General features: G+C 60.6%; 23 protein-coding genes and 1 tRNA gene. 9 read left to right on the forward strand and 15 right to left on the reverse strand.

Annotated elements, in window-relative coordinates; genetic code table 11:
• Window positions 1-254 precede the first annotated feature (254 nt).
• Genes fdxA through AADW22_RS12265 form a run of 4 tightly spaced genes read right to left on the reverse strand, consistent with a single transcriptional unit; the run spans window position 255 to window position 4545 of the window.
• The gene (gene fdxA, locus AADW22_RS12250) at window positions 255-593 is read right to left on the reverse strand and encodes a ferredoxin FdxA (RefSeq protein WP_005849180.1); all 339 of its coding nucleotides are present in this window, start codon (window positions 591-593) and stop codon (window positions 255-257) included.
• A gap of 52 nt (window positions 594-645) precedes the next feature.
• Window positions 646-1032 (reverse strand): RNA-binding S4 domain-containing protein, encoded by a 387-nt coding sequence (locus AADW22_RS12255; RefSeq protein ID WP_407473813.1) that lies wholly within the window; start codon window positions 1030-1032, stop codon window positions 646-648.
• Window positions 1033-3960, reverse strand: coding sequence for a helicase-related protein (locus tag AADW22_RS12260; protein ID WP_407473814.1), 2928 nt, complete (start codon window positions 3958-3960; stop codon window positions 1033-1035).
• 18 nt (window positions 3961-3978) lie between these two features.
• Complete coding sequence (locus AADW22_RS12265) at window positions 3979-4545, reverse strand: tetratricopeptide repeat protein (RefSeq protein WP_184581699.1); 567 nt, start codon at window positions 4543-4545, stop codon at window positions 3979-3981.
• Between the two features lie 75 nt (window positions 4546-4620).
• Between AADW22_RS12265 and AADW22_RS12270 the strand changes: the two genes are divergently transcribed.
• The 5 genes from AADW22_RS12270 to AADW22_RS12290 all read left to right on the forward strand — a co-directional run bounded on the left by AADW22_RS12270 (window position 4621) and on the right by AADW22_RS12290 (window position 10479).
• Entirely contained in the window at window positions 4621-4911 is a 291-nt protein-coding gene (locus AADW22_RS12270; protein WP_407473815.1) for an SCP2 sterol-binding domain-containing protein, read from the forward strand.
• A gap of 1 nt (window position 4912) precedes the next feature.
• Window positions 4913-5857, forward strand: a complete 945-nt coding sequence (locus AADW22_RS12275) for an alpha/beta fold hydrolase (RefSeq protein ID WP_064215649.1) — start codon at window positions 4913-4915, stop codon at window positions 5855-5857.
• 114 nt (window positions 5858-5971) lie between these two features.
• Complete coding sequence (locus AADW22_RS12280) at window positions 5972-6991, forward strand: ligase-associated DNA damage response exonuclease (protein ID WP_407473816.1); 1020 nt, start codon at window positions 5972-5974, stop codon at window positions 6989-6991.
• A complete protein-coding gene (locus tag AADW22_RS12285; protein WP_407473817.1) occupies window positions 6988-8586 on the forward strand; it encodes an ATP-dependent DNA ligase in 1599 nt (532 codons plus the stop codon). The genes AADW22_RS12280 and AADW22_RS12285 overlap by 4 nt, the downstream gene beginning before the upstream one ends.
• 72 nt (window positions 8587-8658) lie before the next feature.
• Window positions 8659-10479 carry a M3 family oligoendopeptidase gene (locus AADW22_RS12290; protein WP_407473818.1) on the forward strand — a complete coding sequence of 607 codons (1821 nt, stop codon included), beginning with the start codon at window positions 8659-8661 and terminating at the stop codon, window positions 10477-10479.
• A gap of 102 nt (window positions 10480-10581) precedes the next feature.
• On the opposite strand, the gene AADW22_RS12295 is transcribed toward AADW22_RS12290, so the two are convergent.
• From AADW22_RS12295 to AADW22_RS12310, 4 genes are all read right to left on the reverse strand, one after another.
• Window positions 10582-10851, reverse strand: coding sequence for a DksA/TraR family C4-type zinc finger protein (locus AADW22_RS12295; RefSeq protein WP_005849195.1), 270 nt, complete (start codon window positions 10849-10851; stop codon window positions 10582-10584).
• A gap of 52 nt (window positions 10852-10903) precedes the next feature.
• The gene (locus AADW22_RS12300) at window positions 10904-11869 is read right to left on the reverse strand and encodes a Gfo/Idh/MocA family protein (RefSeq protein ID WP_407473819.1); all 966 of its coding nucleotides are present in this window, start codon (window positions 11867-11869) and stop codon (window positions 10904-10906) included.
• Between the two features lie 129 nt (window positions 11870-11998).
• On the reverse strand, window positions 11999-12895 hold the full coding sequence (gene rpoH, locus AADW22_RS12305) for an RNA polymerase sigma factor RpoH (RefSeq protein WP_005849199.1): 897 nt from the start codon (window positions 12893-12895) through the stop codon (window positions 11999-12001).
• A gap of 166 nt (window positions 12896-13061) precedes the next feature.
• Entirely contained in the window at window positions 13062-14096 is a 1035-nt protein-coding gene (locus tag AADW22_RS12310; protein WP_407473820.1) for an RluA family pseudouridine synthase, read from the reverse strand.
• Between AADW22_RS12310 and AADW22_RS12315 the strand changes: the two genes are divergently transcribed.
• Complete coding sequence (locus AADW22_RS12315; RefSeq protein WP_037944608.1) at window positions 14095-14379, forward strand: DUF6476 family protein; 285 nt, start codon at window positions 14095-14097, stop codon at window positions 14377-14379. The two genes, AADW22_RS12310 and AADW22_RS12315, sit on opposite strands and share 2 nt — an antisense overlap.
• A 90-nt stretch (window positions 14380-14469) precedes the next feature.
• On the opposite strand, the gene AADW22_RS12320 is transcribed toward AADW22_RS12315, so the two are convergent.
• Window positions 14470-14546: transfer RNA gene (locus tag AADW22_RS12320), tRNA-His, on the reverse strand.
• Between the two features lie 148 nt (window positions 14547-14694).
• Here AADW22_RS12320 and AADW22_RS12325 point away from each other — a divergent pair.
• The gene (locus AADW22_RS12325; RefSeq protein ID WP_005849205.1) at window positions 14695-14895 is read left to right on the forward strand and encodes a DUF6324 family protein; all 201 of its coding nucleotides are present in this window, start codon (window positions 14695-14697) and stop codon (window positions 14893-14895) included.
• A 91-nt stretch (window positions 14896-14986) separates the two neighbouring features.
• On the opposite strand, the gene AADW22_RS12330 is transcribed toward AADW22_RS12325, so the two are convergent.
• Window positions 14987-15454 carry an MmcB family DNA repair protein gene (locus AADW22_RS12330; protein ID WP_009825034.1) on the reverse strand — a complete coding sequence of 156 codons (468 nt, stop codon included), beginning with the start codon at window positions 15452-15454 and terminating at the stop codon, window positions 14987-14989.
• A 93-nt stretch (window positions 15455-15547) separates the two neighbouring features.
• Here AADW22_RS12330 and AADW22_RS12335 point away from each other — a divergent pair, with 93 nt between their 5' ends.
• A complete protein-coding gene (locus AADW22_RS12335) occupies window positions 15548-16876 on the forward strand; it encodes a hypothetical protein (RefSeq protein WP_407473821.1) in 1329 nt (442 codons plus the stop codon).
• Window positions 16873-17640, forward strand: a complete 768-nt coding sequence (locus AADW22_RS12340; RefSeq protein WP_407473822.1) for a hypothetical protein — start codon at window positions 16873-16875, stop codon at window positions 17638-17640. The genes AADW22_RS12335 and AADW22_RS12340 overlap by 4 nt, the downstream gene beginning before the upstream one ends.
• Before the next feature lie 277 nt (window positions 17641-17917).
• Here AADW22_RS12340 and nusB read toward each other — a convergent pair whose 3' ends face one another.
• The 5 genes from nusB to AADW22_RS12365 form a co-directional block, all read right to left on the reverse strand.
• On the reverse strand, window positions 17918-18397 hold the full coding sequence (gene nusB, locus AADW22_RS12345) for a transcription antitermination factor NusB (protein WP_009825037.1): 480 nt from the start codon (window positions 18395-18397) through the stop codon (window positions 17918-17920).
• Complete coding sequence (locus tag AADW22_RS12350; RefSeq protein ID WP_009825038.1) at window positions 18394-18942, reverse strand: 6,7-dimethyl-8-ribityllumazine synthase; 549 nt, start codon at window positions 18940-18942, stop codon at window positions 18394-18396. The genes nusB and AADW22_RS12350 overlap by 4 nt, the downstream gene beginning before the upstream one ends.
• Window positions 18943-18947: 5 nt before the next feature.
• Window positions 18948-20072: a 3,4-dihydroxy-2-butanone-4-phosphate synthase gene (gene ribB / locus AADW22_RS12355; RefSeq protein WP_005849217.1), complete on the reverse strand. Its 1125-nt coding sequence runs from the start codon at window positions 20070-20072 to the stop codon at window positions 18948-18950.
• 136 nt (window positions 20073-20208) lie between these two features.
• Complete coding sequence (locus AADW22_RS12360; RefSeq protein ID WP_064216609.1) at window positions 20209-20778, reverse strand: hypothetical protein; 570 nt, start codon at window positions 20776-20778, stop codon at window positions 20209-20211.
• Window positions 20775-21362: a riboflavin synthase gene (locus AADW22_RS12365; RefSeq protein WP_037944614.1), complete on the reverse strand. Its 588-nt coding sequence runs from the start codon at window positions 21360-21362 to the stop codon at window positions 20775-20777. Before AADW22_RS12365 ends, AADW22_RS12360 begins: the two co-directional genes overlap by 4 nt.
• Window positions 21363-21402 lie beyond the last annotated feature (40 nt).

A 21402-nucleotide genomic window follows, 5' to 3' on the forward strand; every position in this document is an offset into this window, starting at 1 on the left:
AACGACAAAGGCCGACCGGCCCAAAGAGCCGTCAGCCTCATTTCATAACTTCAGATGTTCTGGTTCAACCTGTGCAAAACGGTTGAGATTTGGCGCGTAGGTATCATCATTTGCGACAACGTATATCACAAAATTGCCCCCCCCGAAAGCGGGGGGCGGCATAGATTCGATCAAATACGTGTTAATCGAATAAATAAAGGGGATCAGGTGGTGTCACACGCAGCGATCAGCCCATGCGCCCAAGTCCGAATCGCTTAGCCGCCTTCGCCGGGTGCTTCAGAGAAATACTTCTCCAGCTTGCCCTCTTCACCATCACGTTCCTCTGCCTCGGGCAGTGGGTCTTTCTTGGTGATGATCACGGGCCAAAGTTCGGAGTATTTGCGGTTGAATTCAACCCACTTCTCCATGTCCGGCTCTGTATCGGGGCGGATCGCGTCGGCGGGGCATTCAGGTTCGCAAACGCCGCAGTCGATGCATTCATCTGGATGAATGACCAACATGTTTTCGCCTTCATAGAAGCAATCCACCGGACATACTTCAACGCAGTCAGTGTATTTGCAGGCGATACAGGCATCGTTAACGATATAGGTCATAACATCATCTTTTATGGCAGGTTTAACGCAGGAGATACGTCAGCACAGCGTATCATTCAAGGTGGCGCGCCCGAGAAAGATCAAGCACGCGGCGATCACGCTTACTGGGGCGCCCTTTTCCCTCAAATGCCGGATTTTCAGGTTGTATTTTCTCGGATCGGGGGACCGGCGGGGACAGATCGGTGTAAAGCGTTTGCGCCTCGGGGGCCGGACCACGGCGGGTGCCGATGCCATCTATCTGGATCACCCGCACATCGTCGCCCATAGCAAAGGTCAGCACGTCGCCAACCACAACCAGCGTCGCACGCTTTTGCGCGACGCTGCCGTTGACCCTGACGGCTCCCGCTTGCACGCGGGCAGCCGCCAGAGAACGCGTTTTATAAAACCGCGCATGCCACAGCCATTTATCAAGCCGCAGCTTTGTCGGCGCTTCGGACAATTACTTGTTGTCTTTCAGCCCCATCAGCGCAGCGGCGAATGGGTTGTCGGGGTCGATCGGCTTTTCGGCACGGGCGGGCTTGCTGCTGAACTTCTGGGCTTTGCCGCCCTTGTCCCCGCGTGGTGCACCCTTTTTGCCACGCGGTCCGGGTTTCCCCTTCCCTTGTGGGCGATCCCCGCCGCCGCGACGCTGGCCTTGGGCATTGCCACGGGGCGTTCGCCCCCAGGTGAAGACATAATATGTCTCAAGCTCGGCACCTGCGATATCGGCGTCAGGCGCTGTGCCTTGGGGGTTTTCCTCGGCAGGGGTGTCGGGGATGTGGTCGTCGACCTCCGGTGTCTCGGCCAGTTCCTCGACCATCGGGGCGATCCCGTCGTCGGGCATATCCGCGGTTGCGGGCACTATGTCATCCGCCTGAGCAGCCGCCGGATCTTCGACGATACCACCGGCTGGTTGCTCGTCCGCGACATCCATCACGGGCGTCTCGGCATCTGCGCCTTTGTCGGCAGCCATCGGCGCACCGTCATGAGGCACGACAGTATCAACTGCTTTTACCTTGGTGCGCTCGGCCTTTTCGGCCTTATAGCCCAGACCTTCCATCAACGTGGCGAATTGTTCAAGCGTCATGCCCGTGATCGACAGCATATCGGCCTTCGCCTCGAACCCGCCGCGCGAATCTTCGGAGCGCAGCATATCGGCCAGACGTTCCAGCATATCGATACGGATCGCGCGTTCACCAGCATTACGGTACCCAGCCATCGTCGCAGCGCCTTCGGGCGCGCTGGTGTCTACGGGGATGGTGACCAGCCCAGGGGGCGGCGATTCAGGGAATTCGTTCAGCCCCTTGGAAATCGACCATAGCACCAGACGCAAACGGGTCGGCGCAGGCTTCAGCAACAACGGCATAAAGATGGTGAACTGACCAAAGCGCAAACCATGCTTGCGCAGCGCGCCACGGGCGTCCTGATCCAGGGCTTTCACCTCATCCGCCACATCAGCGCGGGGCAGAATACCAAGGTTTTCAACCATGCGGAAGGCAAAGCCACGAGCCAGACCAGTCAGCGCCTCATCCTTTGACAGGGCGATCAGTGGCTCGAACAGGGCTGCGACCTTGCGATCGATGAAATGCTGCAAGCGGCGCTGCACTTTTTGCGCGACCTCGGGGCCCGCAACGTCATCGACGAAGACCTCGACACCGGGCTTCAGCGGATCGGAGCCCGCAACCAGTTTACCCACGGCAGAGCTGCCCCACATGAGGCCGCCCTGCTCTGTGAAATCAATCTCTGTATCAGGCGCGTTGTAGAAACGATCCGCCCGCAAATGGAACTGAGGAGCCAGCGCCTGCAACGATGCAGCTTTGATCGTTTTATCTTCGGCAACGCCTGCGCCTTTGTCTTGGCGAAAGCGGAACCCGTCCAGCTTGCCAACAAATTCGCCTTCAACGGTTACTTCACCGGTCTCGTTTACTTCGGCCACCATGGCTTCCTTCTGTCCTAGCCGGCGCAAAAGCACGGATGTGCGCCGATCTACAAATCTTTGGGTCAGACGCTCGTGCAGCGCATCCGACAGTCTGTCTTCTACGACACGCGCCTCGTGTCGCCAATGGCTTTCGTCACCTGTCCAGCCTTTGCGCTGTGTCACGTAGGTCCAGGTGCGAATAAACGCCAATCGTTTGGATAACGCATCAATGTCGCCATCGGTTCGATCTATGCGTTTAATTTGCCGCGCCAGCCAGTCGTCGGGGATCGAACCGCGCTGGTGCAGGAAGTTGAAAATCTGCTCCAGCAGGCTGGCGTGCTCTGCATGGCTTATTCCACGAAAGTCGGGAATCCGGCAGACATCCCACAGTAGGCGCACCGATGGCCCATCGGTACAGCGCGCCGCGATCTCGGCATCAACGGCGAGATTCTTGAGCGCGCGCAGATCATCGGCCTCGCGCGCTTTGAACAAGCGTTCATTGTCCGGCGACATTTCAAGCGTCTGGATCAGCCGGTCAATGGACCCGAACTGCAGCGCGGGGTTGCGCCAGTTGAGCTTGTTCTGCGGTGCGAACTGATGATCCATAATGGCCCGCGCGACACCATCATCAAGCGGAGACGCATCGCCCGTGACACCGAATGTACCGCTCTTGAACCCGCGCCCTGCCCGTCCGGCAATCTGCGCCAGTTCGTTCGGGGCCAAGGGTCGCATCCGACGCCCGTCAAACTTGCTGAGCGCCGAGAAAGCGACGTGGTCCACATCAAGGTTCAACCCCATCCCGATGGCATCAGTCGCCACCAGATAGTCGACCTCGCCATTTTGATACATCGCGACCTGCGCGTTACGTGTGCGCGGGCTGAGCGCGCCCATAACCACCGCCGCACCGCCCTTCTGACGCCGGATCAGCTCTGCAATCGCATATACATTCTCAACCGAAAAACCAACGATTGCGCTGCGTGGACGCATCCTGCTTATCTTTTTCTGACCAGAATAGATCAATTCCGACATTCTCTCACGCCGGATGAACTGCGCCTCTGGCACAAGCGCCGCGATTGAGCCGCGCATGGTGTCGGACCCCATGAAAAGCGTCTCGTGTTGACCGCGCGCACGCAAAAGACGGTCGGTAAAGACATGCCCCCTCTCAGGATCCGCACAAAGCTGGATTTCATCGACCGCAACCAGATCAGCGCCCATACCTTCGGGCATCGCCTCGACAGTGCAGACCCAATATTGGGTGCGCGGCGGCACGATCCGTTCTTCGCCTGTGACCAGTGCCACGATGGACGGGCCACGCAGGGCAACGATGCGGTCATAGACCTCGCGGGCGAGCAAACGCAGCGGCAGCCCGATCACCCCCGTGCGATGCGCCAACATCCGTTCGATTGCATAGGTCGTCTTGCCTGTATTGGTCGGGCCCAAAACGGCCACGACCCTGCTGTCACCTGCCACCAGAAATTCCTTAGATCGTTAAAGCGTGCGCCCGATTCCGTCGCGCCGCAGCCCGTCGAGCGCCCTTTGCGCGTTATCATGGTGAGGGTTAATGCTTAACACTCGGCGATAGAGATCGGCAGCCGCCCGCAGATCGCCAAACTCCTGCAGGATCGCCCCCAGACCGAAGATGGCGTTATACTGCTGCGGGTTCAAGGCAAGCGTCGTTTCCAGATCATCGATTGCAGGGCCATAGAGACCTGCGGCGAAATAGGCCTGTGCACGGGCGTGATAGCCTTCGGCAAAATCAGGGGCGTGATCCGTCAGAGCTGTCAGATGGTCGATCGCCAAGGTGGTGTCCCCCTCTGACATGGCATCACGACCACGGGAATATAGCAAATCCATCGCGGCCGAGCCGGACCGCGCCCACGCGCGCTGCACATCACGTTCGATTCGCGCCGCCTCTGCCGCGGGGGCATCGCGTAAATCCTGCAGCAATTCCGCCGCCGCGGGGGGCGACATTTGCGCGAAACTTATACCCCCAAGCAACACCCAGAGACCAAGTGCCGCGACGGTATGTTTGAGGTTGACGATGCGGTTGCCCATAACAAGAGTGAATGTAACAGGCTGCCGCCACAATTCCAGACGTGTCGGCACCATTTGCCAAGAAAAGGGCCTATGATGAGCGATATTGTGAACCAAGCTGTAACAGTGCTGAACGAAAAACTGGCGGGGGCCGACTTTGACGGCACAGCCAAGTTCGACATCGAAGACGAAGGCACTGTCATGATGGATTCGACCGGCGCACGCGCCGCGGATGAAGAAGCGGATGTAACCCTTTATGCTGACGCAGAAACTTTCCAGGCGATCCTGTCCGGCGACACCAACCCGACCGGTGCCTTCATGAGCGGCAAGCTCAAGATTGACGGCGACATGGGCATGGCGATGAAGCTGGCGTCCGTTCTCTCCTAATATGCTGGAAACCGCGCCCTTTTTCACCGACATTGCGCCGCTGCCCGAAACGGGTCAGGCGCATTGGGCCGAGACATCGGATGGTAAAAAGCTGCGCGTCGCGCATTGGCCGCTGGACGGGGCAAAGGGCACCGTGCTGCTTTTCCCCGGCCGCACCGAATACGTGGAAAAATATGCGATGACCGCAAGCGCCTTTGCGAAAAAGGGGCTGGCGGTCATGGCGATTGATTGGCGGGGGCAAGGTCTGTCGGACCGGTTGATCCCCGACCGCAACATCGGCCATGTCGATGTCTTCTCTGACTATCAAAAAGACGTGGCGGCCATGATGCGGACAGCCCGCGCCTTGCAGCTGCCGCGCCCGTATTTCCTGCTGGCGCACTCCATGGGCGGGGCCATCGGCCTGCGCGCCTGTATGGAGGGTCTGTCGGTGCAGGCAGCCGCCTTTACCGCGCCGATGTGGGGGATCCATATCGCGCCGCATATGCGTCTGGTGGCGGCGGGGCTGTCCAACCTGATGCCGCGCATCGGTCAGGGCTACAAGCTGCCCATGGGCACGCAGGCGGCATCCTATATCTCGACCGCACCGTTCGAGAACAACATGCTCACCACCGACCCCGAGATGTACGAGATGATGCGCACGCAACTGGCGGCCCATCCCGACCTGTCTTTGGGCGGGCCCAGCTTTATCTGGCTGCGCGAGGCTTTATCCGAGACCAAGCATCTGTCCCTGCGCGCCGCCCCCAGCCTGCCCTGCGCCACATTCCTCGGGTCCAACGAACGTATCGTGCACAAGGGCCGCATCCACGCTCGAATGGAGACTTGGAAAGGCGGTAAGCTGCATATCATTGACGGCGCAGAGCACGAAGTGCTGATGGAAATCCCCGCCACCCGCGACAAAGCGGTGGATGAGATGGCGGCCCTGTTCTTTGGAAACGCCAAAAAATAGCGCGGATCGCAGGATGAACCTCCGCCTGCAACCTACCGCTATTCCAACGGAAAACTCGGCATCGACGAGGATTTTCTCACCCACCCTGTTCAAACGCGCGCGCCCCGCTAGCTTATGCGCATGGCCAAGCAACCTGTTCTGACATTCAACGAAAACGGCATTTATTGCCCCGCGGGTGATTTCTATATCGACCCGTGGCGGCCTGTGGACCGTGCCCTGATCACCCACGGGCATTCCGATCACGCCCGCTGGGGCATGAACCGTTACCTTGCCACCGACATCGCCCTGCCCGTCATGCGCCACCGTTTGGGCGACATCACCGCTGACGGCATCGCATATGGCGAGGTGCGGCAGATCGGCGGGGCGCAGGTGTCGTTTCACCCCGCCGGCCACGTCCCCGGCTCTGCCCAGATACGCGTTGAGGTCGACGGCGAGGTCTGGGTTGCCTCGGGCGATTACAAGGTGGTCAATGACGGGCTGTCCGACCCGTTCGAGCCGGTGAGATGTCATCACTTCATCACCGAAAGCACCTTTGGCCTGCCGGTGTTTCGCTGGGCTGAGCAAGCCGCCGTGGCGGCAGAGATTAACGCATGGTGGGCAGGCTGCGCGGCACAGGGCAAAACGGCGTTTCTGGGGGCTTACGCCTTGGGCAAGGCCCAACGTTTGCTATCGATGCTCGACCCCGACATCGGCCCGATCCTGACCCACACCGCGACCGAGAACACCAACCGCGTCATGCGCGATCAGGGGATCCCCCTGCCCGACACGATCCTCGCCGATGCGGATCTGAACCCCAAGGATCACCGCGGCGCGATTGTGCTGGCCCCACCCGGTGCCTTGGGCAGTGCGTGGTCGAAAAAATTCGGCCCGCAGGAAACCGGTTTTGCCAGCGGATGGATGGCCGTGCGGGGTGTACGTCGACGTCGTGCGGGCGATCGCGGCTTTATCATCTCGGACCATGCGGACTGGGATGGGCTGCTGTCGGCGATCAGAGCAACCGAAGCCGAAAACATATATGTGACACATGGTTACACCGATGTCTTCAGCCGGTTTCTGGCCGATAGCGGCTGGCAAGCGCAGGTTGTGCCGACCCAGTTCGAAGGTGAGTCCCTCGATAAGGACGCAAGCGAATGAAACGGTTTGCTGCGCTGTTCAACGCCATCGACCAAAGCACCAAGACGACAGTGAAAGTCGCCGCACTGGCCGATTATTTCAGCGCGGCACCGGATGACGACCGGCTATGGACCATCGTCCTATTTTCCGGCCGCCGCCCCAAACGCGCCGTCACCACCACCAAGCTGCGCGAATGGGCCGCCGAGCGCGCGAACATCCCCCTGTGGCTGTTCGAGGAAAGCTACAGCATCGTCGGCGATCTGGCCGAGACGATCACGCTCGTTCTGCCCCCCAACCCGACGCAGGATGATCAATCGCTTGCCGCGTGGATCGCGGCACTGCGCGAGATTTACACCCAGGATGAAGAGGCCCGCAAAGCCTTTGTCCTTGACGCATGGGCGACGCTTGGCGGGACCGAACGGTTTATCTTCAACAAGCTGATCACCGGCGGGTTTCGAGTGGGCGTCAGCCAAAAGCTGATGACCCGCGCCCTGTCTCGCGCCACAGGCAAACCCGAACCCGAGCTGGCGCATCGCCTCATGGGGAACTGGCACCCCGACGACACCACATGGCATGGGCTGGTAGAGGCAGAGGATGCCTCTGCCGACGCATCGCGCCCCTATCCCTTCTATCTGGCCTATGGGCTGGAAGCCGAGCCGCAAGAACTGGGGGATCCGCAAGACTGGCGAGCCGAATGGAAATGGGACGGCATCCGCGGGCAATTGATCCTGCGGGACGGTGCCTATTTCGTCTGGTCGCGCGGTGAAGAGCTGATGACCGACCGCTTCCCCGAGCTCGCCCGTGCAGTGGACTTCATGCCCGACGGCACGGTTCTGGACGGCGAGCTGTTGGTCTGGCCTGACGGTCAGCCTGCGCCCTCCTCCTTCAATGCGCTGCAAGCCCGGATTGGCCGCAAGATCGTGCCGAAGAAACTGCTGGCCGAAGCCCCTGTGGTGCTGCACGCCTACGACCTGCTGGAATGGCAGGGCCAAGATATTCGCTCCCGCCCCTTTGCCGAGCGCCGTGCGCTGCTGGAACAGGCCTGCGCCGCCCTGCCCGACGATGCGCCGATCCGCCTGTCGCCGCAACTGACCTTCCCTACATGGGATGCACTGGCCGACCAACGCGCCACCGCACGCGAAGCGCAGGCCGAAGGGGTCATGCTGAAACGTGCCGACAGCCCCTATCTGGCGGGGCGTAAGAAGGGCGATTGGTGGAAATGGAAGCTGGACCCGCTGACCATTGATGCGGTGATGATCTATGCCCAATCCGGGTCAGGACGACGCGCCAACCTGTTCACAGACTTCACCTTTGCGGTCTGGAACGGCAATGATCTGGTGCCTTTTACCAAAGCCTATAGTGGTCTGACGGATGCCGAGTTTCGCAAGATCACGGCCTGGGTGCGCAAGAATACGCTCGAAAGGTTTGGTCCCGTGCGCAAGGTCACCCCGCATCATGTGTTCGAGATCGCCTTCGAAGGCATCCAGCGCAGCACGCGGCATAAATCAGGCGTCGCCTTGCGCTTTCCGCGGATGCTGCGCTGGCGGCAGGACAAGCCCCTGCAAGAAGCCAACACATTGGCCGATCTTGAAGAAATGCTGCGGATTTACGGCTAATCCGCGCCGCCATCGCCTTGCTTTGCCGCGGACCCGTGCTTAGGTAGATTTAACGTCAAAAAGAGGTTTTTCATGTTTCAACTGCCCGTCCCCGTCCTTGATGCCAACGCCGGTTCCGGGGCCTCTGCCTTCGGCAAGCTGCCTGAATGGAATCTTGACGACCTGTACACCGGTGAAGACGCGCCCGAGCTCAAGCGCGATCTGGACTGGCTTGAAGAGGCCTGCCGCAGCTTTGCCGAAGATTACGAAGGCAAACTGGCCGAACTGGATGCCAACGAATTGCTGGACTGTGTGCTGCGCAATGAGAAGATCAACCAGATCGCCGGTCGCATCATGTCTTACGCGGGGCTGCGCTATTACCAGCTGACCACCGATTCCGTCCGTGCAAAATTCATGTCGGACGCGCAGGAGAAGATCACCAACTTTACCACGCCGCTGGTATTCTTCACGCTTGAGCTGAACCGGCTGGAGGATGACCACCTTGCCAACCTGCTAAGTCAAAAAGCGGATCTGGCGCGGTATAAGCCGGTGTTCGACCGTATCCGCGCGATGAAAGATTACCAGCTTTCCGACGAGATGGAGAAGTTCCTGCATGATCTGGGCGTCGTCGGCGACGCATGGGAGCGTCTGTTCGATGAAACCATCGCCGGCCTGGAATTCGAGGTAAACGACGAGCCGCTGAACATCGAAGGCGTGCTGAACCTGCTGACCGACCCGTCGCGTGATCTGCGCGAAGCCGCGGCGCGCGAATTGGCAGATGTGTTTCAGGCCAATATCCGGACCTTTGCCCGCGTGCATAACACGCAAGCCAAGGAAAAAGAGGTCATCGACCGCTGGCGCGGGATGCCCACACCGCAAACCGGCCGCCACCTGTCAAACCACGTTGAGCCCGAGGTGGTCGAAGCATTGCGCGATGCGGTGGTCAACGCCTACCCCAAGCTCAGCCACCGCTACTACGAGCTGAAACGCAAATGGCTGGGCCTCGACACCATGCAGGTCTGGGACCGCAACGCCCCCCTACCGATGGAAGATCCCAAAACCGTCAGCTGGGAACAGGCCGAAAAGACCGTCATGGACGCCTATAACGCCTTCGATCCCCGTATGGGCGAAATCGCAGCCCCCTTCTTTACCGAAGGTTGGATCGATGCAGGCGTCAAACCGGGTAAAGCCCCCGGTGCCTTTGCCCACCCCACCGTGACCGACGTGCACCCTTATGTGATGCTGAACTACTTGGGCAAACCGCGCGATGTGATGACACTGGCGCATGAGCTGGGCCACGGCGTGCATCAGGTGCTGGCCGCAGGTCAGGGCGAGATGTTATCCTCCACACCGCTGACCTTGGCCGAAACCGCCTCTGTCTTTGGCGAGATGCTGACCTTCCGCAAGATGCTGGACGGGGCCAAAACTAATGCCGAGCGCAAAGTGCTGCTGGCCGGCAAGGTTGAGGATATGATCAACACGGTCGTGCGCCAGATCGCCTTTTATGATTTCGAATGCAAACTGCACGACGCCCGCCGTGGTGGAGAGCTGACACCAGACGATATCAACGCGCTGTGGATGTCGGTGCAGGGCGAGAGCCTTGGGCCAGCGTTTGAATTCATGGACGGCTACGAGACCTTCTGGGCCTATATCCCCCACTTCGTCCATTCGCCCTTTTATGTCTATGCCTACGCCTTCGGCGACGGCTTGGTAAACGCGCTGTATGCGGTCTACGAAGAAGGCGAGCCGGGTTTTGAGGACAAGTATTTCGATATGCTGAAAGCGGGCGGATCGAAGCACCACAAGGAGCTTCTGGCCCCCTTCGGCCTTGATGCCTCTGACCCCGCGTTCTGGGATAAGGGCCTGTCGATGATTTCGGGCTTCATTGATGAACTGGAAGCGATGGAGGATTGATCCGGCGGGAAGGCATAAGAGTTTAATGCCTTCGGCGAGGATTTAAGACCATTTGGAAATTGGTCGGGGCGGTGCAGATGCAGCGCCCCGTTTTGCTTTTGGCTATTTCAGCTGGCTGTCTTTGCTGCCGCGCCGGTTGATGCCACCGCGGGCCTGCGCCAGACCGTCCCGTTCGCGCACGCAATCAATGCAGAGCTTTACGCCCGGCAAGGCTTGGCGGCGCGCCTCGGGGATCGGCTCTTCGCATTCGGCGCAATGGGTGCGGCTTTCGCCCTGAGGGGCCTTGCGCGCCTTGAGGCGGGCCAGTTCATCGTTGATCGACGCTTCGATCTGTTCACTGACAGCGCCGTCTTTCGCCCATCCTCCGGCCATGATCATCCCCCTTGCGTGTTACCCCTTATAGGTAGGGCGCATGCCCCAAGGCTCAACCCCCAGCGGCAAAGGCCATATCCGTCATGCGTTGCGTGCCGCGGCTGAATTCAAGCGGACAGGGATAGGCCGCGCCCTCGGTCACTGACGCGCCAAAGTTTTCGACCTGCTGCACATAGTGGTTAACGCCGGGGAAGCGTTCGACGGTGGTGCTGTTCTGTGTGGTCTCGAGATGCAGCTCGGCCTGGGAATAGACCGTCGGGTTGAACGGGCAGGTCAGACGCAGAATACCTTTTTCGCCGTGAATAACGACCTGCTGAAACGGGAACATACGCATGGACACGGTTGCGGAAAGGTCAAACCCGTCGAAGCGGGCCGCGACCTGTGCGAAGACATCGACATCGTTTTCATAGTCGATCTCGGCATGGGAGATCGCGGTCGGCTCTTGCCCCGTGACGAAGCGAGTGCAGCCAAAGGCATAGGTGCCGATGTCCGGCAGCACGCCCCCACCGGCCTTGGGGTCGTTGCGGATGTTGCCGGTATCGTCGTTGAAGAACGAGAAGTTGACCGCCACGTGGCGCAGCCGACCCAGGCTGCCCGATTGCACGATCTCTCGGGCGCGTATCCATTGGGGGTGATGGACGATCATGAAGGCTTCGGCCGCCAGCAGGCCCGTGGAATCGCGTGCGGAGATCAACTGCTCATAGTCTTGCGCCTGCATCGCCATCGGCTTTTCGCATAAGACATGCTTGCCCGCCTTCAGCGCCTTGAGCGTCCATTCCACATGCAAATGGTTGGGCAGTGGGATATAGACCGCGTCGATATCCGGATCGGCGAGCAGCGCCTCGTAGCTGCTGTGCACTGCAAGCTGCGGGGCAAAGGCCTGAAATGGCGCGGCTTTGTCAGGGTGAGATGTGGCGAGGGCAACCAGTTCGGCCCCTTTCGCCGCGTGGATGGCCGGGGCCATCTGTTCTTGTGCGAATTGGGCAGCCCCGAGGATGCCCCAGCGTAGCGTTTTCATCGTGATCCCCTGATGTTTGGTGTCGCGCGACTGTAGGAGGAGCCGCAGCAGATCATCAAGGGGCGCATAAAAAATCCCCGCAAAGCGACGCGCCTTGCGGGGATCAATGTTCAAAACCGTGGCTGGCGATCAGGCGGTGCCCATCAGACCTTTTTCACGGGCCAGATCACGCATGCGTTTTTGCAGTTTCTCAAAGGCGCGCACCTCGATCTGGCGGATACGCTCGCGGCTAACGTCATACTGGCTGCTCAGATCTTCGAGCGTGACCGTTTGGTCCGACAAGCGACGTTGGGTCAGGATGTCTTTCTCGCGGTCATTGAGCACATCCAGCGCCTCTGCCAGCATCTCGCGGCGGGTTTCCAGTTCGTCCCGTTCCTCGTAGTCGGTGGCCTGGTCGGCGTCTTCGTCTTCCAGCCAGTCCTGCCACTGCATCGTCCCCTCGCCTTCGGAGCCGACCGTGGCGTTCAAGGACGCATCACCGCCCGACATACGGCGGTTCATAGAGATGACTTCGGTTTCAGTCACGCCAAGGTCCGTCGCGATGCGTTTGACGTTATCGGGGTGCAGATCGCCTTCTTCCAGCGCGCCGATGCGGTTCTTGGCCTTGCGCAAATTGAAGAACAATTTTTTCTGGCCCGAGGTCGTGCCCAGTTTCACCAGCGACCAAGACCGCAGGATATATTCCTGGATCGAGGCGCGGATCCACCACATGGCGTAGGTCGCCAGACGAAAGCCTTTTTCAGGATCGAAGCGTTTGACCGCCTGCATCAGGCCGACGTTGGCTTCTGAAATCACCTCTGCCTGCGGCAGACCGTAGCCGCGGTAGCCCATGGCGATCTTGGCCGCCAAACGCAGGTGCGAGGTGACCATGCGATGCGCGGCTTCGGTGTCTTGCTCTTCGACCCACCGTTTGGCGAGCATGTATTCTTCTTCCGGCTCCAACAGGGGAAACTTGCGGATTTCCTGCATATAGCGGTTCAATCCGCCTTCCGGTGTTGGCGCTGGCAGATTTGCGTAATTAGCCATCTTTGTCCCTTTCCCCAATTTCCGGGGCCCATGTTATTAGGATTAACATAGATATGGAGAGGGCCCCGCTCCGTTTCAAGTGCCCAGCCTAACGCATGGGACGGTGAATTGGGCCCAATAATCCTTAAAAAACCGTTTTACTACAGGTCGATCACACAACTGTGCACTAGGGCAAGTTGTAGCCTACGGCCCCGAGCAGGTCGGTCATATCGCCGGGCAGCGGCGCTTCGAAGCGAACGTAGTCGCCCGTGACCGGATGATCGAACCCCAGTACCGCCGCATGCAGGGCCTGGCGCGGAAAGCTGCGCACCGCTTCGGCGGCGGTGTCAGAGACCGCACCTTTTGCGAGCTTGCGTTTGCCACCGTAGGTCGGGTCGCCCACCAATGCGTGACCGGCATGGGCCATATGCACCCTGATCTGATGGGTACGGCCGGTTTCAAGCCAGCATTCCATCAGCGCCAGAACCTCTGGATTGCCAAGCCGCGCAACGGTGCGCGCACGGGTCACGGCGTGGCGGCCGCCCTGAAAGAACACGGCCTGACGCTGACGGTCGGTACGGTGACGCGCCAGCTGCGTGGTGAGCTTGAGGATATTGCCCGGCTCGAAGCTGGCCCCCTTCACCCCCCGTAAGCGCGGATCGTTGGCATCCGGCACGCCGTAGACCAAGGCCTGATAATAGCGTTCAACGGTGTGTTTCTCGAACTGTTTGGCCAGCCCGTGGTGGGCTGCGTCAGACTTGGCGACAACCAGCAGACCCGAGGTATCCTTGTCGATCCGGTGCACGATGCCTGGACGTTTCATGCCGCCCACCCCCGACAGGTCATCGCCGCAATGCGCTAGCAGCGCATTGACCAACGTCCCCGACGGGCTGCCCGGCGCAGGGTGAACCACCATGCCTGCGGGCTTGTTGATCACGATCAGATCCGCGTCTTCAAAGACGACCTCCAACGGGATTTCCTCGGCGAGGATATGACTGTCTTCGGCCTCTTCCACATCGACGGTGATCTGCTGCCCCGCTTCGGCACGGCTGCGCGGGTCGGTTACCACTGCCCCGTCGACACGCACGGCCCCTTGTTCCAGCAAACGCCCCAGCCGTGTGCGCGACAGGTTCGCATCCTCTGGCACATCGCGCGCAAGCGCCTTATCAAGGCGAGGTGGCGGGCTGTCCGCGATGGTAAACGTAATTTGACGGTGCGACATGACTGATCCTTCCGAGCCCCCGAACATCAAATTCCTGCGGCGGCTGGTGACGGTGCTGACCGCCACAATGATTTTCGGCCTTCTAGTCGTGATCGGGCTACTTGTCATCCGCTTCTCGAACAAGAGCCCCGATTTACCGGCCTCTATCACCCTGCCCGACGGCGAAAAAGCGGTGACCTTCACCCAAGGCCCCGACTGGTATGCTGTGGTGACACAGGAAGATGTGATTCTGATCTTTGACCGGATGACAGGCGAGCTGCGGCAGCGCGTTACGATCGAGTAACGCGCGCAGCCTATGCGCCACAGTGCCGAGGCAATGCGCACAAATACATCACGCCCATCAGACATGTGGTCTTTTTTTTGGGGGGGGGAGTGGTACCACCTCCTGGTCTCGAACCAGGGACCTCCTGATCCACAATCAGGCGCTCTAACCAACTGAGCTAAGGCGGCACTGCGGTCGATCTAGCGTTCATGAAAAAGGAATGCAAGCACATATCCGTCGCAAACTTCGATTTGTCCTGTCGCAGGTGAGAATGGCAAAACTTGCCATTTCCAGCGCCGCAGGGTACGGGACCTGACACAGTTTCGGAGAAACCTCATGGGCATCGACACAGAACGCGACATTGAAGCCAACCTGCAAATCGGGCCAACCGATAAGGGCATGGTCCGGCTGTTCATCGAAGCGGAAGGCGGGATCGAGATCCCGATGGATTTCACCACGGATGAAGCCGTTGAAATCGCGGAAGAGATTATGGCCGCTGCCCATCGTGCGGGCAAAGCTGGCAAGAACAAGCGATAAGGCACGTTGCCCGGTCGGGATGGGGGCCAGCCCCCGCCGCGCCTTTGCGCGGCACCCCCGGGATAGTTTCCATTTGGAATATTGATGTGCCCTAGCCCCACTGCGGCATGGCATGCGGGTCGCGCAACATATGCAGCCGGCGCGCGGCATGGGTGGCAAAAAGATGGGTCATCTTTTTGCGGCGCGCGGCAGCCAGTCGGGTTTCCGGCCCCATGCGCACGAGCTCTGCCCCGTAGCTGTCGCCGATAAACAGGCCGGTGTCCTCGGGCAGCAGGTCGACGTCGAAATCCGCATCCACCGCCCAAAAGAACCTGTCGGCCCATTCGAGGTACCCGTCCCATTTGCTGTCGGACATGAAATCGGCGCGGCTGGATTTGCATTCGACGATCCAGATCTCCCCCTTGGGACCAAGCGCCATCACATCCACACGCAGCCCCCGTGTCGGCACCAGTTCCTCAACGCTCGCGAAACCGAGTGCGGCAAGCTGGCGGGTCACACCACGGGCAATCAACTGTCCGGGTTGCAAGGTCGGGGCGGTCATCAGGTCGGTCTGGGTCATGGGGGTAATATGAACAATTCATGAACATCAGGCAAGCGCTTGGTAATCCGCAGCGCGCAACCTATCTAGTTCAAAAGAAAACAGGGTGGGCATATGGCGCGCGACGGCGAAAACTCGACACATCAACAGCGCGGCATCCGTTATGCGCGCGAACTTGAAGGGCATCTAGGCTGGCTCGATACGTTTTCGGGCACAGCGCTTGGGGTACTGGCGGTGGCGTCGGGCATCTACACCTATCTTGGGGTATCGTCTTTGCTGGATGACAACGGGGCGATGTCGGCCTTTGCCGCGATCGCCTATTCCGCTGCTGTTTCCGTGGGCATCTTTGTGTTCTGGTCCTATATGCTGCGCCTGTTTCCGGCGGTGCGCAGCGCCCGTGCGCGGGTCGGGCTGTTGGGGGCCATGTCGCTGGGAAGCGTCGCGATCATCGCCATGTCGAGCTGGCTGAACGCCGCCGCCCTTGCCGGATCTGCAGCGGTGGAACAGCATCTGGCCGAGACCGTGCAGGATTACCAAGGCTCCTTGGAGCGCGCGCATGAGATCACCCTTTCCGCCCAAGGGCTGGAGCGTGACGTTGCCCGTGTCCGTCAAAGCTTCGAGGATCTGAGCGAACAGGAGGCCACGGGCGGGCTGTCGGGCTTGGCGGGGCGTGGTGCCGTGTTCCGCGTGCTGCGTCAGAAATCGGCAGAGCTGTCGGGGCTGGAGGCGCAGATCGCCACCCAGACCCCGCTGGTCAATGACGCCTTTGTCGAGGGCAACCAGATCCTCAGCCGGATGCGTGCGCTGACGGTCGAGCCCGGTCCGGTGGAAGCGCGATCAGTCGAATTTTCCGAACAGGCGGTACGGCTTGCCGGGTTGATCACGCGCTTGCGGCAACTGTCAGTCGCCCCGCTAGTCGAACGCGCCGCGCAAGATCTGTCGGCCTCTGTCGTGCTGCCCGAACTGGATGGCAGCAGTGTCGAGGTGCGGGGCAATCAGGCCTCGACCATCAGTGCCGTGCTTGAGGTTCTGGCCCAACGTGCCGCAACACTGGAGCGTGCAGCCCAAGACGTGCTGGCCATGGCCCCGCCAACAGAGACGACCTACACCCCGATTTCCAGCGCCGATGCGGTGATCAAATACGCGCGCAACTTCGTGCCCTCCTGGGCTGGCGCGATTGCCATTGATCTGTTGCCCGCCGTGTTGGTCTTCATTCTCGCCATCACCCAAGGCGCGATCCGCGAAGGTCGCGAGGGCAGCGCGATCGAGGAAACACTCACCCTCGCCGAACTGCGGGCCGCGGTGCTGGCGATGCGTGACATGGATGCGGCGATGAAGGGCACATCTGTTGATGAGGACGCGCATGATGACCGCGATGAAAGCGCGCCCCGTGATATCGTGACCGAGAATCCTGCCCTTAGCACGCCTTCGAAAACCACATGAAACTGCGACGTGATCCTTCCAAACGCCCTCCCGTGGCACGGGTTCTGGGCGGCGTTCTGATCTTTCAGCTGGGATTGGCGGGGCTGCTTTTTTGGGGTGATCTGGACGAGGGGCTGCGCCTGCCCGGCTTTGGCCCGCGTGCCCCGGGGCTGACCGAACCCACGCGCCCCGGCGACCAAACCCGCCGGTTTCAACCCGACCGCGCCCGCCCCGGCGGCCGCCCCATGCCGGACACACCCCTGCCCGAACGGCTGACCCTGACCGTGGTCGAAGGCGGCGCGCGCGTGCTGCTGGAAGGGGGCATCATGGCGGGTGATGCCGAACGCATCGAGAAACAGATCTCCGCGCTTGATCCCCAACCAGAGGGCGTGATCCTGAATTCCCCCGGTGGGTCGGTCAGAGACGCGCTGCGTCTGGGGCGGTATCTGCGGGATGCTGAGCTCACGACCGCCCTGCGCAGCGGCGATATCTGCTATTCCGCCTGCCCCTATCTATTGGCCGCAGGCACCAGCCGCGACGTGCCAGAGGATGCCTCTGTCGGGGTGCACCAGCATTTCTTCGGTGAAAGCACCCTGCTGCCCGCCTTTGTCGCGGTGGAGGACATCCAGCGCGGCCAAGGCGAGGTCATGACCTATCTGGATCAGATGGGCATCGACCCGCTGGTCATGCAGCACGCGCTGGTCACGCCGCCTGATGAAATCTATCTGCTGCTGCCCGAAGAGCTGACCCGCTACCGCTTTGTCGAAAACACCGAGCCAAGCTAGAATACCCCTTGTCGCAGGCTATGGTCGCGCCTACTTAACGGGGGTGACGGGTTCTGCCCTGTTTGTAAAAGTTACATTCCAGTGGCCTTAAGCAAATCCGAGGGAGCTGGCTCTGTTCGAGCCCTGGTTCGTTTATCTGGCGCCCACCTGTACATACAGGTCCTCGGGAATATAGAACAGAACGGCAGCGGTGGTCCCGTCACACTTTCCCGAAAATATCAGATTTTTCGCTGGCTCGTCGCTGCCTACCAAAGACGATGATCTGAGCCTGTCCGGCTCAGAACTCTTCCGGACGGGCTTCGCGGGCCATATGATCCAGAACGGCGTTCACGAACTTCGGCTCGTCGCCCCCCTCAAAGAATGCACGGGCGACGTCGACATATTCGTTGATCACGACCCGCGGCGGCGTTTCCTGCGCGCGCAGCTCGGCACCGGCGGCGCGGAACAAGGCACGCAAAGTAGGGTCGATCCGCGCAATGGCCCATTTAGCCACCAGCGCACGGTCGGTCATCTGGTCAATCGCCGCCTGATAGTTCACCGCCGTCTCAAGCAGGTCTGCAAAATGCCGGATGTCACCATCGATCATTTCCTGACCGTCGTAAGTGGCGCCAAAGCGGTGCTCAAGGAACTCCTTGCGCACGGTGTCAAAGCTTTGCGAGGAATGCTCCATCTGGAACAGGGCCTGCACGGCATAAAGCCGCGAAGCTGATTTCATCTTGCGTTTTTGATTGCCCGAAAGGCCGGCGGAGGATGTCATGCTGTCTTGGGTCCGTCATTGTCGCCCGCCATCAGATATTCATCCGAGCGCGGCTTGAAACCGATGTCTTTGCGAATGTCGCCCCACTTACGGCTCAGCGCGATCAGATGCAAGGCCGCAGCTGCCGCACCGCCCCCCTTGTTTTGCCCCGCCGGATCAGCGCGCACGGCGGCCTGTTCGTGGTTCTCGACGGTCAGGATGCCGTTGCCGATACAGATGCCCTGCAACCCCATCAGCTGCAAAGCGCGGCTGCTGTCGTTGCACACGGTCTCGTAATGGGTCGTCTCGCCGCGGATGACACAGCCAAGCGCCACGTAGCCGTCGAAATTGCTCTTGCGGTCAGAGATGCCGATGGCGGTCGGGATTTCCAGCGCGCCGGGCATTTCCACCACGTCCCATTCAGCCCCGGCGGCCTCGAGCTCTGCCTTGGCGCCTTTCAGCAAACCCTCGGCGATGTCCGAGTAATAGGGCGAAATGACGATCAGAACCTTAACCGGCGTGTCAAAACGCGGTGTGGTCAGCGTCGTATGATTTCCAGCAGCCATTGCATTTACTCCTGCGTGATGGGGCGCGTGCCCACGATGCTAAGGTCATAGGCGTCCAGCCCCAGATAGCGCGTATCGGGGTTATCCGTCAGCAAGATCAGCTTGTGCAACCCAAGGCTCGCCATGATCTGCGACCCAAGGCCGGTGCGTTTGACGGTACGGGGGCGATCATCCTCTTCGTCCTCGAAACGCAACCGCGGGTCGGGATCGCGGAACAACAGCACCGCGCCACGGCCTTCGTCCGCGATGATCTGCATCGCGCGTGGCAATTCGTCGGCGGGGCTTGGCCCGAGGCCGAGGATATCCTCAAGCGCGTTGATCGCATGGGTGCGAACTAGAACCGGCGCATCCGTCGTAATATCGCCCTTGGACAGGACCACATGATCGGTGCCGCTGATCTCGTCGGTGAAAATCTGCATCTTCCAGTCACCCCCATAGGCAGAGGTTACGGTGCGGCTGTCGCGCTCCACCAGCAGGTTGTCATGCTTGTGGCGATAGGCGATCAGATCGCTGATCGTGCCGATCTTCATGTCGTGCTGCTGACAGAAGGCAACCAGATCCGGCAGGCGGGCCATGGTCCCGTCTTCCTTCATGATCTCGCAGATCACACCCGACGGATGCAGCCCCGCAAGGCGCGAGATATCGACGGCAGCCTCGGTGTGGCCCGCGCGGACCAAGACACCGCCATCGCGTGCGCGCAGCGGAAACACATGCCCCGGCGTGGCGATATCCACCGCGCCTTTATCCTCGTCGATGGCGACCTTGACGGTCAGCGCACGGTCGGCGGCGGAAATACCGGTGGTCACCCCCTCGCGTGCTTCGATCGATACGGTAAAGGCTGTTTCATGGCGGGCAGAGTTATTCACCGCCATCATCGGCAGACCCAGCGTGTTGACCCGTTCCTCGGTCATCGGCAGACAGATCAGCCCGCGCCCGTGGGTGGCCATAAAATTGATCGCATCCGCATCCGCAAATTGCGCAGGGATTACCAGATCGCCTTCGTTCTCGCGGTCTTCGTGGTCGACCAGCACGAACATGCGACCCTGCCGGGCCTCTTCGATGATCTCTTCGATGGGCGCGATGGCATCCGCCAATTCAGCCTCGACCGGTCCGGGCGTTTCAAATTGCATGGGGTCACCTCAATCGTTGTTGCATTGGCACATACCCCACCCCACGCGCCTTTGCCAGAGCAGGGCCGCCCCCCGCCCTGCTTCATTTTGCCAAATAAACTCAATTCCGCACCGTCATCCCGCGCGACGGTCCGCGTTAAGCGCCGAAATAGCGCGCGGCCTCCACATAGCCCGCCGCCTTGCTTGCAGTGGCCCAGTCCCGTTCCAATCCGGTGTCGCCGATGATCAGCACCTGATCGCCGACCAGCTTGCGCCCTTGAACCACCTGCCCCAGATGATCGCGCATCGCGCTCCAGCTGTCGGTGAACTTGGGGGCCTCGGCCACGTGATCCAGCACGGGATTCGCCTGTGCCACACTGTCGGGGCGCAGCGGGCGATGTACCAGCGCCAGCTTTTGGGCGCGCTGCACCTTGTCCAGCACCTCGGCCTCGCGCAGGGGGATATGCGGTGCCCCCGCACGCACCACCCGCAGCGCATTGGACGAGAACAGCAGCGCCAGAATATCGCGCCCCGTGGCCTGACGGATCGCGGCATAGGCCTTGTAGTCCAACCCCAGCTCGCGGGCGCGCGCCACGCGCATCTTGACCACCATCAGCGGGATCGCTGAAGGCATCGCCGCCTCGCGTGCCTTTTGCCACTGGAAAGCGCGCCACTTCTGGCCGCGCTCAAGGCTGGGGCCCTGATTATGTCCGATCCCCGCGATCACGACATTTCTGCCAGCCGCGCAACATAGCGGGCCAATGTGTCGATCTCCAGGTTGATGCGGTCCCCGACAGCGACATCACCCCATGTGGTCACCTCTTTGGTGTGGGGGATAAAGTTGATGCCGAAATCGCAGCCGTCGACCTCGTTCACGGTCAGCGAGGTGCCGTTCAGCGCGACAGAGCCTTTGGGGGCAATGAAACGCGCCAAGTCTTCGGGCGCGCGCAGGGTCACGCGGGTGCTGTCGCCCTCATCGCGCAGCGCCACCACCTCGGCCACACCATCGACATGGCCCGACACGATATGCCCGCCCAATTCGTCCCCGACCTTCAGCGCGCGTTCAAGGTTCAGACGGCGTCCGACCTCCCATGCGCCAAGGTTGGTCTTGTCCACGGTCTCGGCGCTGATCTGCACCTCGTACCAATCGGCCCCCAGATCCACCACGGTCAGGCACACGCCATCACTGGCGATAGAGGCCCCCATATCGATGCCGCTGGTATCATAGCCCGTTTCGATCCGCGCGCGCAGGTCGCCTTGCTGCTCAAGCTTGGTGATCTTTCCGATGTCCGTGATAATGCCTGTAAACATGCGCCTGCCTCTTCTATACTGGTCGCTACCGAAGTAGACC

This window comes from Sulfitobacter sp. PM12 (genome assembly GCF_045586035.1).
In the GTDB taxonomy this organism is placed as follows: Bacteria; Pseudomonadota; Alphaproteobacteria; order Rhodobacterales; family Rhodobacteraceae; genus Sulfitobacter; species Sulfitobacter pontiacus.